16 protein-coding genes are annotated in these 20,869 nt (G+C 69.4%); 5 read left to right on the top strand and 11 right to left on the bottom strand.

Annotation, left to right across the window (positions count from 1 at the left end):
- Positions 1-50: 50 nt before the first annotated feature.
- From QHF89_RS23390 to QHF89_RS23375, 4 genes are all read right to left on the bottom strand, one after another.
- On the bottom strand, positions 51-1,034 hold the full coding sequence (locus QHF89_RS23390) for an FHA domain-containing protein (protein WP_136969739.1): 984 nt from the start codon (positions 1,032-1,034) through the stop codon (positions 51-53).
- A gap of 47 nt (positions 1,035-1,081) precedes the next feature.
- The gene (locus QHF89_RS23385) at positions 1,082-3,349 is read right to left on the bottom strand and encodes a hybrid sensor histidine kinase/response regulator (protein ID WP_284720851.1); all 2,268 of its coding nucleotides are present in this window, start codon (positions 3,347-3,349) and stop codon (positions 1,082-1,084) included.
- A gap of 139 nt (positions 3,350-3,488) precedes the next feature.
- Entirely contained in the window at positions 3,489-3,929 is a 441-nt protein-coding gene (locus tag QHF89_RS23380; RefSeq protein WP_136931134.1) for a hypothetical protein, read from the bottom strand.
- 31 nt (positions 3,930-3,960) lie between these two features.
- A complete protein-coding gene (locus tag QHF89_RS23375; protein ID WP_284720850.1) occupies positions 3,961-4,734 on the bottom strand; it encodes a YoaK family protein in 774 nt (257 codons plus the stop codon).
- Positions 4,735-5,012: 278 nt separating this feature from the next.
- Between QHF89_RS23375 and QHF89_RS23370 the strand changes: the two genes are divergently transcribed.
- Both QHF89_RS23370 and QHF89_RS23365 read left to right on the top strand, forming a co-directional pair.
- Positions 5,013-6,506, top strand: coding sequence for a HAMP domain-containing sensor histidine kinase (locus QHF89_RS23370; protein WP_136969736.1), 1,494 nt, complete (start codon positions 5,013-5,015; stop codon positions 6,504-6,506).
- 26 nt (positions 6,507-6,532) lie between these two features.
- Positions 6,533-8,002, top strand: coding sequence for a sigma-54-dependent transcriptional regulator (locus QHF89_RS23365; RefSeq protein WP_136969735.1), 1,470 nt, complete (start codon positions 6,533-6,535; stop codon positions 8,000-8,002).
- Here the strand turns inward: QHF89_RS23365 and QHF89_RS23360 are convergent.
- Complete coding sequence (locus QHF89_RS23360; RefSeq protein ID WP_136969734.1) at positions 7,992-8,948, bottom strand: PAS domain-containing protein; 957 nt, start codon at positions 8,946-8,948, stop codon at positions 7,992-7,994. The two genes, QHF89_RS23365 and QHF89_RS23360, sit on opposite strands and share 11 nt — an antisense overlap.
- A 364-nt stretch (positions 8,949-9,312) precedes the next feature.
- Between QHF89_RS23360 and QHF89_RS23355 the strand changes: the two genes are divergently transcribed.
- Entirely contained in the window at positions 9,313-10,527 is a 1,215-nt protein-coding gene (locus tag QHF89_RS23355; RefSeq protein WP_136969733.1) for an ammonium transporter, read from the top strand.
- Here QHF89_RS23355 and QHF89_RS23350 read toward each other — a convergent pair.
- From QHF89_RS23350 to QHF89_RS23330, 5 genes are all read right to left on the bottom strand, one after another.
- Positions 10,515-13,184 (bottom strand): sensor histidine kinase, encoded by a 2,670-nt coding sequence (locus QHF89_RS23350; protein ID WP_136969732.1) that lies wholly within the window; start codon positions 13,182-13,184, stop codon positions 10,515-10,517. The two genes, QHF89_RS23355 and QHF89_RS23350, sit on opposite strands and share 13 nt — an antisense overlap.
- 145 nt (positions 13,185-13,329) lie before the next feature.
- Positions 13,330-15,369 carry a monovalent cation:proton antiporter family protein gene (locus tag QHF89_RS23345; RefSeq protein WP_136969731.1) on the bottom strand — a complete coding sequence of 680 codons (2,040 nt, stop codon included), beginning with the start codon at positions 15,367-15,369 and terminating at the stop codon, positions 13,330-13,332.
- Between the two features lie 15 nt (positions 15,370-15,384).
- A complete protein-coding gene (secF, locus tag QHF89_RS23340; protein WP_136969730.1) occupies positions 15,385-16,626 on the bottom strand; it encodes a protein translocase subunit SecF in 1,242 nt (413 codons plus the stop codon).
- 3 nt (positions 16,627-16,629) lie between these two features.
- Positions 16,630-16,788: a hypothetical protein gene (locus QHF89_RS23335; RefSeq protein WP_284720849.1), complete on the bottom strand. Its 159-nt coding sequence runs from the start codon at positions 16,786-16,788 to the stop codon at positions 16,630-16,632.
- Positions 16,789-16,987: 199 nt separating this feature from the next.
- Entirely contained in the window at positions 16,988-17,500 is a 513-nt protein-coding gene (locus tag QHF89_RS23330; RefSeq protein ID WP_284720848.1) for a hypothetical protein, read from the bottom strand.
- Positions 17,501-17,664: 164 nt separating this feature from the next.
- Between QHF89_RS23330 and QHF89_RS23325 the strand changes: the two genes are divergently transcribed.
- Both QHF89_RS23325 and QHF89_RS23320 read left to right on the top strand, forming a co-directional pair.
- A complete protein-coding gene (locus QHF89_RS23325) occupies positions 17,665-18,453 on the top strand; it encodes an alpha/beta fold hydrolase (RefSeq protein ID WP_136969728.1) in 789 nt (262 codons plus the stop codon).
- A 106-nt stretch (positions 18,454-18,559) separates the two neighbouring features.
- Complete coding sequence (locus QHF89_RS23320; RefSeq protein WP_284720847.1) at positions 18,560-20,626, top strand: TolB-like translocation protein; 2,067 nt, start codon at positions 18,560-18,562, stop codon at positions 20,624-20,626.
- A 15-nt stretch (positions 20,627-20,641) separates the two neighbouring features.
- Here QHF89_RS23320 and QHF89_RS23315 read toward each other — a convergent pair whose 3' ends face one another.
- The gene (locus QHF89_RS23315; RefSeq protein ID WP_136931147.1) at positions 20,642-20,833 is read right to left on the bottom strand and encodes a hypothetical protein; all 192 of its coding nucleotides are present in this window, start codon (positions 20,831-20,833) and stop codon (positions 20,642-20,644) included.
- Between the last annotated feature and the right edge of the window lie 36 nt (positions 20,834-20,869).

The raw sequence follows: 20,869 nt of genomic DNA, 5'->3' as shown, positions 1-20,869 counted from the left end.
TTTGCGGAGCGCTCGCGACGAGGCCACCTCGGCGAGGAGCGTCCTCCCCTTCAGCTCGACTTCGGTTCGATCGTCGGAGAGGCGTTCCCCAGGCTCGCCTCCGGGCGGGCCTTGAATTCGAGGGTCACGGCCTTCGAGAGTCGCACGACGGAGCCGGGCCGGATCGGCGCTTCTTGGTCCGGCGCGACCATCTGCCCATCCACCTCCGTCGGCTGGCGCGAGACGGGGCGCAGCACATACCCTTCGGGTTTGCGCCGAAGCTCGAAATGAAAACGGCTCACGAGCTGTTCGAGCTGCTTGTCTTGCAGCGCGAGGACCACGTCATTCGCCCGCGTCCCCTCCTCCCCGCGGAGCCGGCCGAAGCTGATGATGTCCTGCCGCGGCAAAACGAAGGTGTCGCCGGTTTCGCGGAGGACGACGCTGCCGGGCAAGCGGTGTTCGTCGCGCCAATCGAAGCGGAAGAGCACGAGCGCCTCGGCGTGCCCCCGGACGACCACGGGGGGAACGGGCCAGGCACGCACGCGCATGCCGGGCGGCGACTCGCGCAGGGCCGCCGCCGAGAGGCGCAACTCGCCGGGCTCCGCCGTCGAGGCGATACGCGCGCACAGGTTCACGGAGTCGCCCGATACGATGACGCCGTCGGTCAGCACCGGCCCGGCGTGCACGCCGAGCCGCACCACGAGCTGATGATCACGCGACCGGGTCCCGTTTTCCTGCGAGGCGCGCTCGAGGAACGTGACGAGCCCGGAGACGGCCTTTTCGACGTCGGGAAAACAGGTGAACGCGCCGTCGCCCGCGACGTCGACGATACGCCCGCCGAACCCGTGGATCGACTCGCCCAGGAGATCGTGATGGAGCTGCTGCAGCGCCCGGCCTGCCTTGTCCCCGAAACGCGCGAAATAGGCCGTCGAGCCGACGATGTCGGTGAAGCCGAGGGCAAGCGGCTTCTCGAAGCGCCGCGTGAGGACCTGCGAGAGCTGGGTCTGGAGCCGGATGATTTCCGTCAGGCTCATCGCATCGAAGTCGAGCTTCATCGTGGGCCGAACCAAGGTAGCTCGAAAGATACGTCCCGCCTAGCCTTTTAGGAGGCGCGCGCAGGGGATGTGTCGATCGACCCGAGGACCCGCTCCAGCGTGGCGAGGTCGACGGGCTTCACCAGGTGCGCGGTAAAACCAGCCTCCCTCGCGCGCCTGCGATCTTCCTCGTGGCCGTAGCCTGTCAGCGCGATGAGAATGGTCTCGGCCTGCGCGGGGTCACGCCGGAGCACGGAGGCGACCTCGTATCCGTTCATCCCGGGCAAACCAATGTCGAGCAAGACGACCTCGGGCCGGAAGGTGCGCGCGGCTTCCAGCGCGGCGCAGCCATCGAGGGCCGTGTGGACCTCGTGCCCCGCGATTCGCAGGAGCATCGAGAGGCTCTCCGCGACGTCGGCATGGTCGTCCACGACCAAAATGCGGCGCGGCCCCGCGGGGCAGCCCCCCGCCGGAGGCCTCGGGCCCGACGGCAGGTCCGTCACCGGCAAGGCCGGCAGGCGGACGATGAATTCGCTCCCCTTCCCTCGCCCCTCGCTGCAGGCCTCGACCGTGCCTCCGTGCATTTCGGCGATGTTTTTCACGAGCGTCAGGCCGATTCCGAGGCCGCCCTCCGATCGGGCCAGCGAGCGATCGACCTGCGTGAAGAGGTCGAAGACCCGGGTCAGCATTTCCTTGGGAATGCCGACGCCGGTGTCCCGCACCCGGATCGAGGCGATGTCCTCCGCGCGCTCGACGGCGAGCGTGATGCGCCCGCGCTCCTCGGTGTACTTGGCCGCGTTCGTCAGGAGGTTCTCGACCATCTGCGTGAGCCGCGTCGGATCGGCGTGGACCCAGACAGGCTCGGTCGGCATTTCGACGGAGACCTCGTGCTTGCGGGCGTCGAGCAGCGGCCGCGCCGTCTCGAGGGCACGCCCCACGGCCACCGCGACGTCCACGTGGCCCTTCTTGAGCTTGATCTTCCCGCTCGTGATGCGACTGACGTCGAGGAGATCGTCGACGAGCCGGGTCATGTGCTGGACCTGACGCTCGATCATCGCCGTGGACCGCTCGACCCGCGGATCGGCCATCCCCACGATTCGCAGGATCTGCGCGGCGCTGCGGATCGGCGCCAGGGGATTGCGCAGCTCGTGGGCGAGCATGGCCAGAAACTCGTCTTTGCGGCGGTCGGCCTCGCGGAGCGCCTGCTCGGCCTCCTTGCGGGCCGTCACGTCCATGAAAATGCCCTCCCACATGGTCTGGCCCGAAGACAAGCGGCGGAGGCCCGAACGGCAATGAATCCACACGAGGCTGCCCCAGCGCGTCCACAACCGATATTCGCAATCGAACGGGGCGACGCCACGGACGGCGGCGATCTCCTGCGCGGCCACGCGAGCGCGGTCGTCCACGTGCACGAGGCCATAAAGGACGGAGGCGTCCGCGAGAATCTCGGCAGGCGTGAAGCCTACGAGCGGCTCGACGCCGGCGCTGACATAAAGAAATCGCCGGTGCCCCTGGGCGTCGGCGAGGAGCTGGTAGATCGCGCCCCGCGGCAGGTTGTCGCTGAGGGTCCGGAGCCGCTCCTCGGTCTCGCGCAGCGCCTTCCTCGCCTGCCTGGACTCGGTCACGTTGACGATGGTCGCCACGAAGCCCGTGATCCGGCCCTCGTCGTCGACCTCGGGATCGTACGCGCACCGCATGACCTGCGGGCCCAGGTCCTCATAAGGGATCTCGATCTCGAACTCGACACGCTCGCCGCGGAGGGCGGCCGAAACGTGCGACTCGATGGCCGCATACGCGAGCTCGCCGAGCATGTCGCGGATGCGCCTGCCGACGAATTCGCTCTGCCGGCGGCCGAAGCGGGCGGCGTAGGGCTTGTTGACGTATTTGTAACGGCGGTCGGCGTCGCAATGGGCGATCAGGACGGGGATGCGGTCGGTGAGGAGGTGGAGCTGCCGCTCGCGGTCGTGCTCCGCCTCCTCGACCCGCTTGATGTCGGAGCGGTCCCGCATGATCTTGGCGAAGCCGCGGAGGAGCCCAGCCTCGTCCCGGAGGGGCGTGGCGACGCCGGCCGACCAGAAGCGCGTGCCGTCCTTGCGGACGTGCCAGCGATCGTCGTCCCCGCGCCCGCTCGCCAGGGCCTCGTCGCGCTCGTGCTGCGGTTTGCCGCTCCGCACGTCCTCCGGCGTGAAGAAGAGGTCGGAGGACCGGCCGAGGACCTCGTCCTCGCGATACCCGAGGAGCCGCTCCGCGCCCTTGCTCCAGCTCAGGACGACGCCGTCCGGGTCGGTGATGAAAAGGGCGTAATCGAGGACGTTCTCGGCGAAGAGCCGGAACATCTCGCCTTCCCACGCCCTCCTCTCCGCTCGCTCGTGTTTGGTCACGAAGCCCCGCCCTGCATGTAGGGCGAACCCGCGGGAACGGTCAGGACGCGCGGCGCGAAAGGAGCGCGCAGGCGGGCGGGGCGCTCCGAGCGGATCAGACGTCGAACGCGTCCGCGTCGCCACGTGCGGCGCGCGCGCGGAACGCCGCGGTCTTCGCAGCCGCCACGCTTTGCGCGGCATCCTCCGCCAAACCCTGCGCGCGCCCCGTGCGTTCGATCTCCTGGCGGAACGCGCGCAGCGCGAGGATCCGGCTCGTGACGGACACGAGCACGGCGAGCGCGAGGAAGACGATCATGAAGGTCGTCGAGATGTTCCACACGGCGAGCCCCGTCGCGGCGAAGAAGCACACGGCCGAGAGGAGGCGCGATTGCTGGATGGTCTGGGAGTAAACGCCCTGGGCGCGCGCCACCACGAGCTCGGCATTCGCGAGCGTGGCCGCCTTCTCGCTCTTCACCGCTCGCTCCGGACGCGCAAGCGTCAAATCGCCCCGCGTCTGGACATTCGGCAACGTCGTCATGGCATCCTCGTTCGTCATGTCGTGGGCCGTCATCAATCGATGGTCGTTTCTAAGCGATGCGGTGGCCTCGGCTGAGCGTCGGCTGCCGCGTGGAGGGAGGCTCGACGCTGAGGCCGGGAATGAAGCTCAGCACGGTCGCCGTCAGGATGAACGCGCCTGGGGCCAGGAACGCGAGATACCCGCCGACACGCACGGCCGGCACCATCAAGGCCGCGCCCGACGCGAAGGCGATGATCTTTCCGCCGCGCAGCATCGCGCCCTGCAGCGCCGTGCGACGGGCCTCGCCGCGCGAGAAAAACGAGCTCGCGAGCTGGACGCCGAGCTCGGTCGCCGGCCCCGTCATGTGGGTCGTGCGGACAGCGAGCCCCGTGGCCGTGGAGACGGTCGCGTTTTGCAGCCCCATGGCGAAGCTCAGGAGCGAGAGAAGCACGAAGTCCTTCGGCTGCTCGACGGAGGCGCCGAAAGGCCCGAAGAGCCCCACATGGCCCGCGATCGCGACGCCCCCGAGCATCAACGTCACGAAGATCAGCGGCGCCGCATGGAGCGGCTGCTTGCCACGCTGGTGGCGCCTCTGGAGCACGATCACCGAAGACATGGCGCCCACGATGAAGCAGAGCACCACGAGGCCATATTCGGCCATGAGCCCCCACATCCCGGCGTCGATGCCGAGCTGGGTGGTCAGTCCCGTGATATGCGTGACGAACCGCTGGCAGGCCAGAAACGCGCCCGCATTTACGCTCCCCGCGGCGAACGCGAGCAGAAGCCAGCTCGGCGCGTGGCGCATCGAGAAAATCGTGGGAGGCGTATGGAGCGCGACGGACATCAACATCCCTTCGTGTGGTGTTCGATGGAAAATCCACCCCGCGGAGCCACCAGCGCTTTTTCACGGAACATGCCAGCGACGGATCCCGCACGAACACGGGGGGCGCCGCGCAGGATCCGGGTCCTTCGTCGGGTCCCACCGACGCCGGATCGACGGCCCTCACCGACAGTGTCGGGGATCAGCGACAATGGCGCCGGGCCGAGCTCCGTGTCAGCTCATGTCCGGCACGATCCACGATCCACGTATTCCCGGCTTTTGTCCTCTTTCGGAGCTCATTGATGCGGCTCGTCTCGCGGCTCGTCCTCTCGCACGCGCTCCCCGTCGGACTCATGGTCTGCGCGCTCGTCGTCATGCTCGGCTCCCTCGCCCGGATCAGCTCGTCCCTCAAGGAGGTGCGTGACGCCGAGCTCGGGTCGCTGAACACGGAAGAGGCCGTTCACCGCGCCGCGTGGGCCGTCGAGATCGCCGTGCGGCACGGCGCCGTGGACTGCGAGCACGGGCGATCGTCCGAGGACGCCGCGCGTGTCATCCGGCAGCGCGCCGACGAGCTCGCCTCCGTGCTCGAGGCCGCGGGCAAACCCGTGCGCGAGTCCATGCTCGAGCCCGTCCGCGGCTACCAGGCGCTCGCCACCCGCGTCTCGACCGGCGATACCTGCGGCCACCTGCTCACGACCACCACGCGGCTCGAGCGCGAGCGGCTCGACGAGAAGCTCACGGACGCCTGGATTTCGCGCATGTTCGAGCTGCACTCCGCGCTCCTCCGCAAGGACGAGGAGTCGGGCCGCGCCGCCGGGTCGGCGCTGTCGAGTGGCATCGTGCTCGCGCTCGTGGCGTGCGTCGCGTCCGTCCTTCTGGCGCAGCGGCTCGCCCGCACGGTGACGCAGCCCCTCGCCTCGCTCTCGTCGAGCGCGCGCAGCGTGGGGCGCGGCGACTTCACCGTCACGGTCGAAGCAAAGGGCCCGCTCGAGGTGTACGAGCTCGCCGAGGAGATGGAGGTCATGCGCCGCCGCCTCGCCGAACTCGAATCCCTCAAACAAGGGTTTCTCGCGTCCGTCTCGCACGAGATGCGCACGCCGCTCACGAAGATCCGCGAGGCGCTCGCGCTCCTCGCCGACGGCGCGGGCGGCAAGCTGAACGAGCGGCAGGCGCGTATCGTGGAAATCGCGCAGGTGGCCTGCGAGCGCGAGATCCGCACCGTGACCACGCTCCTCGATCTCTCGCGGCTCCGCGCCGGCGCGCCCCTGCAACGCAAGCCCGGCGCCTCCGTCGACGAGGTCCTCTGGGCCGCGGTGCGCGACGAGGACATCGAGGCCCGCGAGCGTGGCGTCACGGTCGACGTCGAGACGCCCGGCGAGGCGGCCAAGGCCCTGCTCGACATGGTGCTCGTCGAGCGCGCCATCGCGAACATCGTGCGCAACGCCGTCGCCGTGTCGAAGAAAGGCCAGCACGTGCGGGTTCGTCGCGACCTCGTGCCCGAGGGCCCCGGCAAGGCCGCCGGCACCTGGGCACAGATCAGCGTCGTCGATCAAGGGCCGGGCATTCCGCCCGAGATCCGCTCGGTCATCTTCGACGCGTTCGTGACGCACAGCGTGGACAGCTCGCCGAAGCGGGTGGGCATCGGGCTCGGACTTGCGCTCGCACGGGAAATCGCGCGGGCGCACGGCGGCGACATCGAGGCGGCGGACGACCCGGCGGGCGGCGCGGTGTTCCGCATGTGGCTGCCCCTCGAAGACGCCGAGCCGACGTCGCGCGCCCTGCCCCCGCACGTGTGATAAAACCCCGCCCGAGGGGGAATCCCATGCGGAAGGACGAGCTCGACACCACCCCGCGCCCGCACATCCTCGTCATCGATGACGAGCCACACCTCTGCGAGCTGCTCGCCTACCGCCTGGAGCACCACGGCTACCGCGTCAGCACGGAGCTGTCGGCCCGCGGCGGGCTCGAAGCGCTGGAGCAAGCGAACATCGACGCGATCATCCTCGACCTGCGCCTCGAAGACGCCGACGGCATCGAGGTGCTCAGCGAGGTGCAAAAACGCTCGCCCGATCTGCCGGTCATCATCCTGACGGCCCACGGGACGATCGAGACCGCGGTGCTCGCGATCCAGCGGGGCGCGTACGGATTTCTGACGAAGCCGTTCCAGGACTACGAGCTGCTCCAGAAGCTCGCGCAGGCCATCGAGAGCGGGCGGCTCAAGCGCGAGGTGGCGGGCCTGCGGCGCATCGTGGGGGACACGTCGAGCGACATCCGGCTGCTCGGCACGAGCGACAACATCGCGGCCGTGCGCGAGCGGATCGCCCGCGTGGCGCCCGCGGACGCGACCGTGCTGCTGCTCGGCGAGTCCGGGACGGGCAAGGAGCTCGCGGCGCGCTCGCTCCACGCGCTCTCGGCGCGCAAGGCGCGGCCGTTCGTCGCCGTGAACTGCGGGGCGCTGCCGGCGGAGCTGCTGGAGAGCGAGCTCTTCGGGCACGTGCGCGGCGCGTTCACGGGCGCGAGCCGCGACAAGGACGGCCTCTTCGCGGCGGCGCGCGGGGGAACGCTCTTGCTCGACGAGATCGGCGAGGCCCCGGCGCCGGTGCAGGTGAAGCTCCTGCGCGTGCTCCAGGAGAAGCGTTTTTCGAAGGTCGGATCCGCAACCGAGGAGGACGCGGACGTGCGCATCGTGGCCGCGACGAACCGCGATCTGCGCGCCGAGGTCGCCGCCGGGCGCTTCCGGGAGGATCTCTTCTACCGGCTGCACGTGGTGCCGATCGTCATGCCGCCGCTCCGCGAGCGCACGGACGACATCCCGCTGCTCGCCGAGCTCTTCCTGCGCCGCGCAGCCGCGCGGTACGGCCTGCCCGAGCCCTACCTCTCGCCCGACGCGATGCGCGTGCTGCTCGCCCATTCCTGGCCGGGCAACGTCCGCGAGCTCGCGAACGTCATGGAGGGCGCCATCCTGCTTTGCCAGGAAGAACGCATTCGCCCGCAGCACATCCTGGCGACGCTGGCGACGCCCGCCCGCGCGCCCGCGCCGCTCCCCGGGGAGACGCCGGCCGAGACGAGCGAGGAGGAGCCGCCGTCCGGGCTCGCGAACCTCGATCCCGAGGCGCCGCTGCCGCCGCTGCGCGCCGCGCGGGACTCGTTCGAGCGCGCTTATCTGGTCGAGGCCTTGCGCCGCGCCAGCGGCAACGTGAGCGCCGCGGCCAAGCTCGCGGGGCGCAACCGCACCGACTTCCACGATCTGCTCCGCAAGCACGGGCTCTCGGGCGCCGATTTCAAGGCATGACCTTCACGCGGCGGTGAACGCCGGACGATGCGCTCGCGCGTGGCGCAGCGCGGCCGAGCGCGTACGCGACGCCGCTGCGCAAGCTGCCGAGGAGCACGATCGCGCCGAGATTCGCGCCGAGATCCACGAGCGTCCGCGCGACCTCGGGCCGCATGCCGGTGATCACGGCCCTGGCGCCGAGGAGCCCGATCGCACGGGAGGCGCGGACGAGCGCCTCGGCCACGGCGACGTCGACGACGCGCACGCCGGTCACGTCGAGGATCACGGTGGTCGCGCCGTGCTGCTCCACGCCGGCGAGCAGCGTGCAGAGCAGGTGCTCGGCGCGCGCGGGATCCATGGCGCCGATGAGCGGCAGGAGGACCACGCCCTCCGCGAGGGGGATGAGCGGCGTGGAGAGCTCGAGCAGCGTCGCGCGTTGCGCCTCGATGAGGCACTGCGACAGGCGCGCGCGCTCCTCCTCCATTTGCTTGCGCTCGGTGATGTCGCGCAGCGTGCCTGCCATGCGGATGGGTTTGCCGTCCGCGTCGCGGACGAACACCTTGGCGCGGCTCATGACCCAGACCCAGCCGTTCGATTTGTGCCGCATGCGATACTCGAGGTGGTAGGTCCGGAGGCGGCCTTCGAGGAAGCTTTGCAGCGTCTTCCACACCTCCCCGGCGTCGTCGGGATGCATGAGCGAGCTCCACGTCTCGGCGTTGCAGGGCATCTCGCCGGGCGCGAGGCCGAGCATCTCGAACCACGTCGGGCTCATGAAAGCCTCGTTGGTCCGGAGATCCCAGTCCCAGCCGCCGTCGTCGCTGCCATCCACCATCCAGCGAAAACGCTGCTCGCTCTCGGCGAGCATCCGCGCGCGCTCGTTTCCCTCCGCGATCTCGCGCTCGAGCTCCGCGACGCGCGCTTCGAGCCGTGACACGTCCGCTCGCGCAGCGATCTCGGACCCATCCATGAGCCACCTCCCCCCGTTTGCCCCGGTGTCATGAAAGGATCGTGCGCGGGCGAGGTCAACGGGAATACGATTGCGAGATCCCCGAAAAAAACGTTCCGTCTTGCACGGCGTCCCCCGCTCGAGCGTAGGAGGAACGTGGACCCCGGGATCGATTACGACGTTTTCCTGGACGTCGGCCTCGAAGAGGTCTGGCAACAACAGGCCGCAAAGGCGGCCGCAAAAGGACGGGCCGCTCCACGGGGACGGCGCGACGTCCTACAGCGTCACACACGAGCCGCGCGTTTCCTCCGTTCGGGCCGGAGCGCGCGTGTCTTGACGCACTGCGGAAACCTTCACGAAACATGCGGGGGTGTATCGATCGAGCATGAAGGTCGATACGGGCGACACCGCCTGGCTCCTCGTCTCCACGGCCCTCGTGCTCTTCATGACGCCGGGCCTCGCCCTCTTCTACGGCGGGATGGTGCGGCGCAAGAACGTGCTGTCGACGCTGATGCACGCCTTCGCCGCGCTGCCGATCGTGACGCTCCAGTGGGTGCTCTTCGGTTATTCGCTCGCGTTCGGGCCCTCGATCGGCGGGCTCGTGGGCGGACTCGGCTATGCCGGGCTCGCCCCGCTCGCGACCGAGGCGCGCGGGACCGTGCCGCACCTCGCGTTTTGCGCGTTTCAGATGATGTTCGCCGTCATCACCCCGGCCCTCGTCGCCGGCGCCTTCGCGGAGCGCATGCGGTTTCCGGCGTATGCCGTGTTCGTCCTGCTCTGGTCGACGCTCGTGTACGATCCGGTCGCGCACTGGGTCTGGAGCGAGAGCGGCTGGCTCTTCAAAATGGGCGCGCTCGATTTCGCGGGCGGCACCGTCGTGCATCTCTCGGCCGGCGCCTCGGCGCTCGTCTGCGCCGTGGTCCTCGGCAAACGCGTCGGATACCCGCACGAGCGCCACCAGCCGCACAACCTCACGATGACGCTCACGGGCGCGGGGATCCTCTGGTTCGGCTGGTTCGGCTTCAATGCGGGCAGCGCCCTCGGCTCCGGCGCGCTCGCCGCGCTCTCGATCGTCACGACGCACGTCGGCGCGGCCGCGGGCGCGCTCGGGTGGATCGCGGTGGAATGGTGGCAACGCGGCAAACCCACAGCGCTCGGCGTCGCCTCGGGCCTCGTCGCGGGGCTCGTCGGCATCACGCCCGCCGCCGGGTTCGTCTCGCCGGCCGCAGCCGCGGTCATCGGGTTCGTCGCGGGCGCGGCTTGTTATTTCGCGGTCGTAGGAAAAGAGCGGTTCGGGTATGACGACGCCCTCGACGCCTTCGGCGTGCACGGCGTGGGCGGCGCGATCGGCGCGCTCCTGACGGGCGTCTTCGCGCAGAAGGCCTTGAATGATGCCGGCCGGGACGGCGCGCTCGCGGGCAACGTCGCGCAGCTCGGGCCGCAGCTCGCCGGCATCGTGGTCGTGGGCCTGTATGCGGCGATCGTCACGTGGCTCCTGCTCAAGGCCATCGACAAGGTGATCGGCCTGCGTGTCGCCGAGGACGAGGAGCGCGAGGGCCTCGACGCGACCGAGCACGGCGAGACGGGCTACGCGTCCTGATCGCGGAGGATCTGCGCGGACGGCCCTCCCCCGCGGCCCTCCTGCGCGAGGGGCAGCGTGAATGCGAACGTGCTGCCCCTGCCGATTTCGCTCTCGACCCAGATACGCCCGCCGTGGGCCTCGACGAGCTGGCGGGCAATGAAGAGCCCGAGCCCGAGCCCCTCGATCTTCGTGCCCGTCCTCGCCCGGTAATACCGCTCGAAGAGGTGGGGGAGCTCCTCGGCCGGCACGCCACAGCCGCGATCCCGCACGGCAATGACGATCTCCACGTCCTTCGCCTCGATGCCGATCGTCACGATCTCCTCGGGCGGGGAGTATTTGAGCGCATTGCTGACGAGGTTGACGAGGATCCGCTCGAAGCGCGCCGCGTCGAGGATCACGGGGGGCAGCTCCTCGGGCGGGCGCTCGAGCCGCAAGCGCGCCTGATCCTGCATCGTCCACGCGCGCGAGACGATGTCCTGAATCAGGGGCAGGAAATCGAAGGCCTCGGTGTGGAGCAGGAGCTGGCCCGAGTCGAGCCGCGCCGAGTCGACGAGGTCGTCGATCATCGAGGCCATGCGCCTGGCGCTGCCGACGACGCGGTCGACGACGGACACCTCGTGGTCCATCCGGGCGCGCGAGAGCATGCGCCGAAGCATCTGCGCGGCCGACATCATCACCGTGATGGGCTGGCGCAGGTCGTGCGAAATGGCGTGCAGCACGTCCTCCCGCGCTTTCTCCAGCCGCCGCAGCTCGGTGATGTCGCGCGCGACGACGACGCCGAGGGAGATCGGCCCCTCCCCGTCCTGCACCGCGCTCGTGCTCACGAGGTTGTGGCGGCGGGAGCCATCCTGAAGTTCGATCACGTATTCGACGTCCGTGATGGTCTCGCCCCGCAAGAGCCGCTGGGAGGGGTATTCTTCCCAGGGCAAGAGCGCTCCGCCGGGCGAAAGCAGCCGCATGTGCGTCAGCGCCTCGCGGACGTGGGAGACCAGGACGCCGCTGAGCGCGCGGCTCGCCTGGTTCTGCAAAATCACGTGGCCCTGGCCGTCCATGACGAGCACGGCCTCGGCCATGCTCCGGAGGAGCGCGCGTAGCTCGGCGGCCTTGCGCTCGGCCTCCGCGCGCGCGGTCGCGAGCGCGTGCTCCATTCGTTTTCGCTCGGTGATGTCCGAGAACACCCCCACGGCCGCGACGATACGCCCTTCGCGATCCACGACCGGCGCCACGCTCATGCTGACCTCGACGCGCTCGTCGGGGCTCCGCACGTACGTGTACTCCTCGTCCCGGATGGTCTCGCCCCGGAGCGCGCGCGTGAGCGGAAATTCCTCGACAGAGCACTGGTTGCCCTCGTGGAAAAAAGCGGCGCCCTCGCATTCGGCGAGGGTCGAGGCCTGCTGCGGGGCGCCGGCGATGCGCGCGCTCTGTTCATTCGTGAGGAGAAACCTGCCCTTCGCGTCGACGATGTTCACGCCCGAGGGCATCTGCCGCAGCACCGCTTCGAGCAGCCCGCGCTCGGTCTCGATCCGCGTGAGCAGCCGTTCGCGCTCCACCGCGGCCTGCCGTTCGGCCGTGACGTTGCGGACGACCGCGACGACCTGATCGTCGAGGAGGGGCAACATGCGCGCCTCGAAAAAGAGCGTTCGCTCGTCCCACGTGAGCTCGTATTCCAGCGTGAAGGGGACGCGGGTCGCGAGCACCTCGTGGATCGCGGCCTCGCACCGGCGGGCGACCTCGGGCGGCAAGACCTCACCGACCCGTTTGCCGAGGATCTCGTCGCGAGGCATATAGAGATCGGCCAGGCGACCTGCCCTGCAATCGAGGTAGGTGCCCGCGGCGTCGAACCGGAAATACAGATCGGGCAGCGCCGAAAAGACCGCCTCGAGCTCCTTCGTTTTCCGCCAGAGCGCGTCCTCCATCTTCTTGCGCTCCGTGACATCCCGGGCGAAGGCCGCGATCCCGACGATCCGCCCCTCGGCGTCGCGCTGCGGCGCATAAAAGGCGTCGAAGCAGCGGCGCTCGTCGCCGATCGGGAGCCAGGACTCGCGCTGCACGCCCTTCCCCGTCGCGAAGACCTCCTGCTTGATGGCCGTGAGCTCCTCGGCCGACGCCCGCGGAAAAACCTCGGCGTCGGTCCGGTCGATCAAGTCCTCCCGACGAAGGGGCGGGCAGAGGTTGTAGACCTCGGTATAACGGAGGTTGAGGTCCTGATAAAAGACGATGTCCGGCAGCGCGTCCACGAGGTGACGAAATCGCACTTCGCTCTCGCGCAGCGTGTCCTCGGCGCGCACGCGGGCCGTGACGTCGCGGAGGAGGGCATACGCGCCGGAGAGCGCGCCTGCATCGTCCCGGATCGGGCTCGCGGTCACGGCGATCAGCCGATCGGCCGCGCCCGGGACGTCGAACGAGAGGATCTCGTCCACGACCGACGCGCCCTCGAGCGCCTGCGCCAGGGGTGTCTCCCCCCAGGCGAGGATTCGACCGTCCTTCCGGCGCACGGTCGCCTCCGCGATCACGAGCCGGATGTCCTCCCCGGCCTGGAGCGGGCGCCGCACGAGCGCTCGCAGGGGATCCTTGGCGAACGCGACGCGACACGCGGCGTCGACCACCAGCACCCCATCGGCGATGGGCGCGAGCGTGGCGCCGAGGGAAGACAGGTGTTCGATGGATCTGGGCAAGACCCCCCCGTCCCGCGAGGCCCGTCCGGGACGCCCGCACGAAGGCTCGCGGGGGCCTAGACCCTACCAGGAAAACCACACGGAGAGTAGCGGATTGGGGGGAGCCTCGGCACGCCCCAGCACACCGAGGGCTCGCACCGGTCCCTCAGGTCGAGAGCTCGCCTCCGGCGACCGGCTGCGCCGAGGGAGAGGACGGGCGCGTCAGCATATCGAGCGCCTTTTTCACCGAGCCCACCGCCCCGGCGAGGTACACGATGTCGCCGGCCATGAACGGGTCGTTCGGGTCCGTCTGTTCGAGGAGCTTTCCCCCGCGCCGCATGGCCACGATGAGGGCCCCCGTTTGCCCACGGACCCCGAGCGCAGCCGCAGATCGGCCGACGGCCGCGCTCGTCTCGGTGAGGAGCGCGCTCTCGATTTTCAGCTCGGCGAGATCCCCATGCTCGCCGAGGACGCGCCGCGGAAGGGTCTGGGCCCGCTCGGTCGTCTGCGTCGAGGCGCGGACCTCGTCGATCCGCTCCTCGATGACGTTGCGAGGGATCTCGAGCCAGCGGAGCAGCCGCGCGAGGATCTCCACGCCGCCCTCGACCTCCTCGGCGACCACGTCGGTCGCGCCCATCGAGAGGAGCGGCTCCTTTTCGAGCATGTACCGCGCCCGCATGAGGATCGGCACGTCCTTGGCGACGCGCTTGGCCGTGTCCACCACGCGCTGGGCGGCTTGCGGGTCGTTCATGAGGAGCAGGAGCGCGCGGGCCTTTTCGAGGTGTGCGTGCCCGAGCGCCTCCTCGCTCGTCGCGTCGCCGTAATAGACCGGCTCGCCCGCCGCGCGCGCGACGCGCACCGTCTCGGAGTTGAGCTCCAGCACGACGTACCTCGCGCCGCACGCCGCGAGCGCGCGCGCGACGAGCTTGCCCGCGACGCCGTACCCCACGATCACCACGTGCCCAGAGAGCGCGTGCTCGTCGCCCCCGTCGGCCTCGTCGATGCTGCGCACCCCGATGAGCCGTTCGAGCGGCAAGAGCAGGCGCTCGCCGGCCGTCAAATGCGGCGCCACGCGCACGACGACGGGCGTGAGGAACATGCTCGTGATGCCGGCCGCGAGCAGCGGGCGCGTCGCGCTCGCATCCACGACGCCCGTGCTCTCGCCGAGCCGCGCGAGCACGAACCCGAACTCGCCGAACTGCGCGAGCCCGACGCCCGCGAGCCACGCGACACGCGCCGGGAACCGCATGGCGAAGGCCGCGAGCGTCGCGAGGAAGCCCTTCGCCCCGAGGAAGCCCGCGAGCAAGAGCAGCACGAGGAGCGGCTGCTCCAGCACCACCCGCGCGTCGAAGAGCATGCCGAGCGAGACGAAAAAGACGCTCACGAAGGCGTCTCGGAGCGGCAACATGTCCCCCATGGCCCGGTGCCCGTATTCGGTGTCGGCGACGACCATGCCGCCGAGGAAGGCGCCGAGCGCAAGGGAAAGCCCCGCCTTTGCCGTGAGCCATGCCGTGCCCACGCAGAGCGCGAGGACGGCCAGGAGGAAGACCTCGCGGCTCCGCGCCGCCGCGACCCAACGGAGCGCGCGCGGGACGACGAGGCGCGCGACGAGGACGGTCGCAATCACGAGGGCCGCGGCTTTGCCGAGCGCCAGGCCAATCGCGCGGGCCATGTCGCCGCCCTGCGCGGCCGTCCCTAGCATCGGCACGATGAGAACCATCGGCACGACGCAGAGGTCCTGGAAGATCAGGGTGCCGACGATGAAGCGGCCGTGCGGCGCGTCGAGCTCGCGCCGCTCCGCGAGCGCCCGGAGGACGATCGCGGTGCTGGAGAGCGCGAAGACGAACCCATAAAACACGCTCCGCCCCGCCGGTTGTCCGAGCGCCATGGCGACGCCGGCCACGACGGCCGTGGTCAAACCGACCTGGAGGATCCCGCCGAGCGCGACCTGCCGGAAGATGCTCTTCAGGCGCGCGAGCGAGAACTCGAGGCCAATGGTGAAGAGCAAGAGGACGACGCCGACCTCGGCGAGGATCTCGATCGAGTGAATCGAATGGACGAGCTTGAAGCCGAACGGCCCCACGAGTGCGCCCGAGAAGAGCAGCCCCGCCACGGTCGGCAGGCGCAGGCGCGAGAGGATGACCGTGACGAGCACCCCGAGCGCGGCAATGACGGCAATTTCATCGAGGAGAGGGATTTCACCCATGGGACCGCCTCTGTTTCACACGACCGCGTGCGCGCGCTTCTCCTGCTTCGTGCGCTTGGGCGCCCGACGCTGGACCGCGCTCCCGCCGAAGAACCGCTTGTCGATCCACTCCGTGAGCGGAGCGGCGATGTAGATGGACGAATACGTGCCGACCGCGATGCCAACGAGCAGCGCAAAGGCAAAATCTTTGATCATGCCCGTGCCCCACCAGAGGAACGCAAACATCGAGAGGGCCGTCACGCCGGAGGTGATGATCGTGCGGCCGAGCATCTCCGAAATGGAGAGGTTGATGATCGCCGCGAACGAGAGCCCGCGGTGCCGCGGCAGGTTCTCGCGGATGCGGTCGTAGACGATGACCGTGTCGTTGATGGAGTAGCCGACGATCGTGAGCATCGCGGCGACCGTGGAGATCGTGATCTCGCGCTGGGTGATCGCCATGGCCCCGAGCGCGATGCCGACGTCGTGGACGAGGGCGACGATCCCGCCCGGCGCGAAGCGCAGATCGAAGCGGAGGGCGATGTAGCCCATGATGAAGATGAGCGCGATGAGGACGCTCTTGATCGCCGCGTCCCGGAGCTGCGCGCCCGCCTTCGGGCCGATCCACTCGACGCGCAAGGCCTGCTCGGGGACCTTGTCGGCGCCGAGCTCTTGGCGGAGCCCGTCGAGGAGCAGATCGCCCTTCGATCGGAGGTGGATGTCGACCTTGTGATCCCGATCGTTCGCCAGGACCACGCCTCGCTCGCGTGATTGCAGCGTGATGCCCTCGATGCCCTCGATCTGCTTTTCGATCGCGGCGAGGTCGGGATTGCTCTCGTAACGGAGCGAGATCTTGTCGCCGCCGGGGCTGAAGCGAATCTCCGTGGGGACGAGCACGCTCGCGCAATGCGGATCCGCTGCGGTCTCGCCTTCCTCCGCGAGGCAAAGCCGATGCCGCACGGCCTGCTTTTGCCCCTCGGTGAGCGTATTGACTTCGAGGACACGAATCATCACCCGGTTCGGCGTCCCGGGGCTCGTGACCTCAATCACCTCCGGGGACTCGAATCCCGCGCGCTCCACGGCGTGCCGGATCTCGGTCGTGGGGACGCTCTGCTTGAGCGCGACCTCGATCTCGGTGCCTCCTCGGAAATCCGTGCCCAGCCGGAGGCCCGGGACGAAATAGGTGACGATGGAGAGGAGGAGCAAGAGGACGCTGCCGCCGATGAAGTATCGGCGCTTGCTCATGAAATCGAACTGACGTCCGGGCTTGATGAACTCCATGGCTCAAGCCCCCGCCGGGGGCTCGGCCCCACGATTGTCCATGAGCACGCGACAAACATTGCCGGCGACGAGCCGGATCCCCACACCAAGGAACACGGGGACCGACGCGAGCAGGAGGAGCAGGAGCTCCGAGCGCAAAACGACCGCATACAACGTTGACATCTTTTCCTCGAACCCAAGCCCATGGGCATACGAGCCAGCGCACCCCCGGAATCATGCGTCCCGAGGGCATGCGTCATCGAAGGACCAAAGCCAAAACAGCGCCCGATCCCCGTTTGGGAGGGCGCGAAGGACCTTGGTTCCGTGGCGACGAACGAAGAAGGCGGAGCGTTACGTCGCGCCAAACGCGCGCATTCGCCGTTCAGCTCCGGCCTTCGGGCTGGGGAGGACCACGGGCCGGGTTGACGGCCAGATAATCGGGAGATCGGAGCGCCCGTTCGGGGAGCTCTTGGAATCGGCGCCGCTCGACCGGCGAACCCGCAAGCGCACGCGCGGCCGCGGCGCGGACCATTGCGACGGGCCAGCCGATCGCGCCGGGATCCAGCGGCGTATCCATCGGGCCGCGGGGCCGCGCCCAGGACGGTGGGGGCGGTTGCCGGGAGGGACGATCCGCTTGATCTCCCGCGCCCTCGGGCACCGGACGCACCCGCGCCTGCACGGGAGCGGGGGCCGCGACCTGCTGCAGGAGCTCGACGACCGCGCCCACGGTCCGCGTCGTGGAGAACGTGCCCGCGCCGCTCCCGCGCACCTGCACGAGCCCGATCGAGCTGAACACCAGCGAGACGAGCGCGAGCAGGCCGGCGACGACACCAAGCGGGAGAGCGCGGCCTTCGTGTGGCCTCGGGTCTCGGCGCCCTGTCGGGTCGTATGCCATCGGAGGGCGCGTCATGAAAGCTCGTGGGGACGATCCTTCTCCCTCGGATCGTCCAGAAACTCAAGCCCGAAGATCAGAAAATTGATTTGAGCTACAACGACCTCGCGACGCTCCCCGAGCCGACCTCGACAACGGGGGGACGTCGGATATCCTCACGCCCTCGGATGTCTGCGTCAAAAACCCCACCCCTTTACGGCGCCCGCCTCGAATACGTCCGTCTGCCCGCGGCCGCGCCGCGCGCGGGGGCGCCTTCCCTCGTGTTCCTGCACGAAGGGATTGGCTCGATCACGATGTGGCGAGATTTTCCGCAAAAGGTGGCCGATGCCACCGGATGCGAGGCCGTGGTGTACGACCGCGCCGGGTATGGCGGGTCTGATCCGGCGAGGCTGCCGCGCCGGCCGACGTACATGCACGACGAGGGGCTGCGCGTGCTCCCCGCGCTGCTCGATACGCTCGGAATCGAGCGGCCGATCCTGATCGGCCATTCGGACGGCGGATCGATCGCGTTGATCTGCGCCGGGGGCACCGACACGCCGCTCGCGGGCCTCGTCCTGATGGCGCCGCATGTGCGGGTGGAAGACATCTCGATCCGCAGCATCGAAAAGGCCAAGGACGCGTATACGACCACCGATCTGCCGGCGCGGCTCGGCAAATACCACGACGACGTGGACGCCGCGTTCTGGGGCTGGAAGGACATCTGGCTGCACCCGGATTTCCGCGCCTGGAACATCGAGGAATACCTGCCGCGCATTCGCTGCCCGATCCTCGCGATCCAGGGCGTGGACGACGAATACGGCACGATGGACCAGATTCACCGCATCGCCGCGCAGGCAAACGACGTCGCGCTCGTCGCGCTCGACGCGTGCCGCCATTCCCCCCACAAGGATCAGCCGCAGGCGGTGATCGACGCGGTGCGGGCCTTCGTCGCGCGGCTGCTCTCCGAATCGGCTTGACGGTGCACGGCCGCCCACGTAGCGAAAGGCAATGTGCACGCTGCGGCCCACGGCTCTCCTCCTCGCCTCCGCGTCGATCGTGTCGTGTGGAGGCGCTGAACCGGCGGTGACGAGCGCGCCGCCCGCGCGGAGCGCCGTGGCGACGGCCCCGGCGGCGCCGACCGGGGCGCCGAAGCCGCCGAAGCCCCCGAAGCCGGTCGCGGATCCGTGCGCGCTGCCGACGGCGCCGATCGAGGAGCTCACGACGGCCGAGGGCGCCACGGTGTTCACGACCGACGGCGCCTATCTCGTCTGGTCCGACGGCAACGCCGTGGTGCGCGCCGCGATGAACGGGGGCGATCGCAAGACGCTCGTCGCGGACGTGACGAAACAGGCGGTGGTCCGGGGGCTCGCCCTTTCCCAGGGAGAGGTCTGGTTCCGGGCGGAGGAGCGCTACGATCAGGGCTGCGCGGGGCTCCTCGGGTTCGTCGGGCAAAACGGCGGGCCGGTCACGTCGGTGACGCCGGAAGGGTGCATCTCGGGGTTTGCCCTGACGCCCGATCGGGTCGTGTTCACGCGGGAAGAGTCGGTCCCGACGCAATCGGGCATTTCGAGCGGGCTTTACGCGGCGCCACGAAAAGGAGGGCCCGGAAAGACCCTCCTGCGCCCGTTCAGCGGAGGCAACCGCGTCGCGACGGACGGCGAATTCGTTTATTTTCAGGGCGGCTACGACACGCTCGACCGCATGCCCCTGGGCGGTGGCGGCGGCCAGGCGGTGTCGGACGGCAAGATCGGCGATGCGTTCGGCGGGTACGACGGGCGCCGCTTCACGCTCGCCGGAAACGACATCTTCGCCTTGCACGGGCACCCGAACCTCGGCGGCATGAAGATCGCGCGGCTCACGAAGGACGGCAAGGACGCGCAGCTCCTCGGCCCCGCGGTCCCCGCGCATCCGAGCGGAGCGACGCTCCCCGCAGGGCCGCTCGTCACCGACGCGCAATTCGTGTATTGGGCGTCTCCCCTGCGCGGCGCGGTCCTTCGTGTCCCCAGGAATGGCGCCTGCGCGCCGTACGAAATTGCCACGAACCGCGAAAAGCCGGACTGGGTGGCGGTGGCGGGCTCGTACGTGTACTGGATGGAGCTCGACGCCAAACCCCCGCGGATCGCCCGGCGCAAGCTGTACGAGGATCCCGAGCCGCCCATCGTCCCGGCCGCGACGACAGCGATTCCGACGGCCGCGCCCACGCCGCCCCCCGCGCCGCCCGCGCCCACGTTCGCCGCGCCCGAGCGGCCGTTCGTCCTCGCGGGCGACTTTGCGGAGCCGACGACGGTCTCGTTCGCCGGCGGCAAGGTCTTCGTGTTGCTCCAAGATTACGGCCCGAAGCCGCGCAACGACGAGGATGCCCCGTCCCCGTACTGGATTCACGTCCTCGAATTGCGCGGGACGAAGTTCCAACCGATCAAGAAGCACCGGGTCGAAGGCCACCTCGTCGCCGAGCGGGTGACCGAGAAAAACGGAAAGCTTTACCTCGTGGTGCGGAACCCCGACGCGCGGGGCGAGGCGCATTATTACGAGCCGCTCGGCGCGGGGAAGCAACTGGCCGGGTACGACGGCGAATGGGAGGATCCGACCGGCCCGAACATGCCCCCCTCGTGCGAAGCCGCGCCCCCGCCGGCCACGAAGCTCGCGCCGATGCGGGATCTCTATGGCTGGCCGAGGCTCGACGACGCGCGCTTCTTCATCGGGACGTCGTGCGACGGAAAACCCAAGATTCAGGTCCTCTCCCAGGACAAATCCCAGATGATCGCCATCGAGCCTTCCGACGAGCTCATGCACACGCAGCTCGGGATCCTCTGGAAGGGCGCGGCCGGCGTGTTCCTCTTCGAAAAGGGGGCGTTCCGGCGCATCGCGGCAAACCTTCCCAAGGATACGTGGGACGTCCTCCGCGCGCCCGACGGCACGATCGTCGCGCGCGGCCGGGAGAATTTCGCCCTCCGCGGCGAGGCATGGGCGCCCTGGCAGCTCGCAGGCGGCAGCGCCCGTGTCACGGTGGTGTCCGACGGCGCGGCGCTGTGGGCTTTTGTCGGGGAGTCGTCGATCGGCATCACCGAGCTGCATCGGTACGCGCCGGGCGGCGCGAACAACGCGGCGCCTATCGACACGAGCACGGCGCGGCTGCCCAAGAGGCGCTGAGAGGAGCTTCCAGGCTCAGAAGCGGATCCCGTTCTGCGCCCGGTGTTTCCACCACTTCCAGCCGAGCACGGCCGCCGGGACCGCGGCGACGGTCGCGAGGACGGGCATGCCCGCCACGGCCAGAGCCACCGTGCCGGCCGTCACGACGCCCGCCTTGACCGCGTTCTTCTTGGACTCCTCGAGGACCTCTTTCCGGGACTTGCTCATGCCACGATCATGACACGCGCCGGGCAGGACGGTAGC

Source organism: Polyangium sorediatum (assembly GCF_029946465.1).
GTDB classification, from domain to species: domain Bacteria; phylum Myxococcota_A; class Polyangia; order Polyangiales; family Polyangiaceae; genus Polyangium; species Polyangium fumosum.
The sequence above is the reverse complement of the archived record's forward strand: the minus strand, read 5'-3'. Positions and strand labels throughout refer to the sequence as shown.

Coding starts and splice junctions, on each gene's coding strand:
- QHF89_RS23330 (WP_284720848.1), bottom strand. CDS start 17,500: ATGGCATACGACCCGACAGGGCGCCGAGACCCGAGGCCACACGAAGGC.
- QHF89_RS23360 (WP_136969734.1), bottom strand. CDS start 8,948: ATGGATGGGTCCGAGATCGCTGCGCGAGCGGACGTGTCACGGCTCGAA.
- QHF89_RS23385 (WP_284720851.1), bottom strand. CDS start 3,349: ATGTTCCGGCTCTTCGCCGAGAACGTCCTCGATTACGCCCTTTTCATC.
- QHF89_RS23390 (WP_136969739.1), bottom strand. CDS start 1,034: ATGAAGCTCGACTTCGATGCGATGAGCCTGACGGAAATCATCCGGCTC.
- secF (WP_136969730.1), bottom strand. CDS start 16,626: ATGGAGTTCATCAAGCCCGGACGTCAGTTCGATTTCATGAGCAAGCGC.
- QHF89_RS23365 (WP_136969735.1), top strand. CDS start 6,533: ATGCGGAAGGACGAGCTCGACACCACCCCGCGCCCGCACATCCTCGTC.
- QHF89_RS23315 (WP_136931147.1), bottom strand. CDS start 20,833: ATGAGCAAGTCCCGGAAAGAGGTCCTCGAGGAGTCCAAGAAGAACGCG.
- QHF89_RS23325 (WP_136969728.1), top strand. CDS start 17,665: ATGTCTGCGTCAAAAACCCCACCCCTTTACGGCGCCCGCCTCGAATAC.
- QHF89_RS23375 (WP_284720850.1), bottom strand. CDS start 4,734: ATGTCCGTCGCGCTCCATACGCCTCCCACGATTTTCTCGATGCGCCAC.
- QHF89_RS23370 (WP_136969736.1), top strand. CDS start 5,013: ATGCGGCTCGTCTCGCGGCTCGTCCTCTCGCACGCGCTCCCCGTCGGA.
- QHF89_RS23355 (WP_136969733.1), top strand. CDS start 9,313: ATGAAGGTCGATACGGGCGACACCGCCTGGCTCCTCGTCTCCACGGCC.
- QHF89_RS23380 (WP_136931134.1), bottom strand. CDS start 3,929: ATGACGAACGAGGATGCCATGACGACGTTGCCGAATGTCCAGACGCGG.
- QHF89_RS23345 (WP_136969731.1), bottom strand. CDS start 15,369: ATGGGTGAAATCCCTCTCCTCGATGAAATTGCCGTCATTGCCGCGCTC.
- QHF89_RS23335 (WP_284720849.1), bottom strand. CDS start 16,788: ATGTCAACGTTGTATGCGGTCGTTTTGCGCTCGGAGCTCCTGCTCCTC.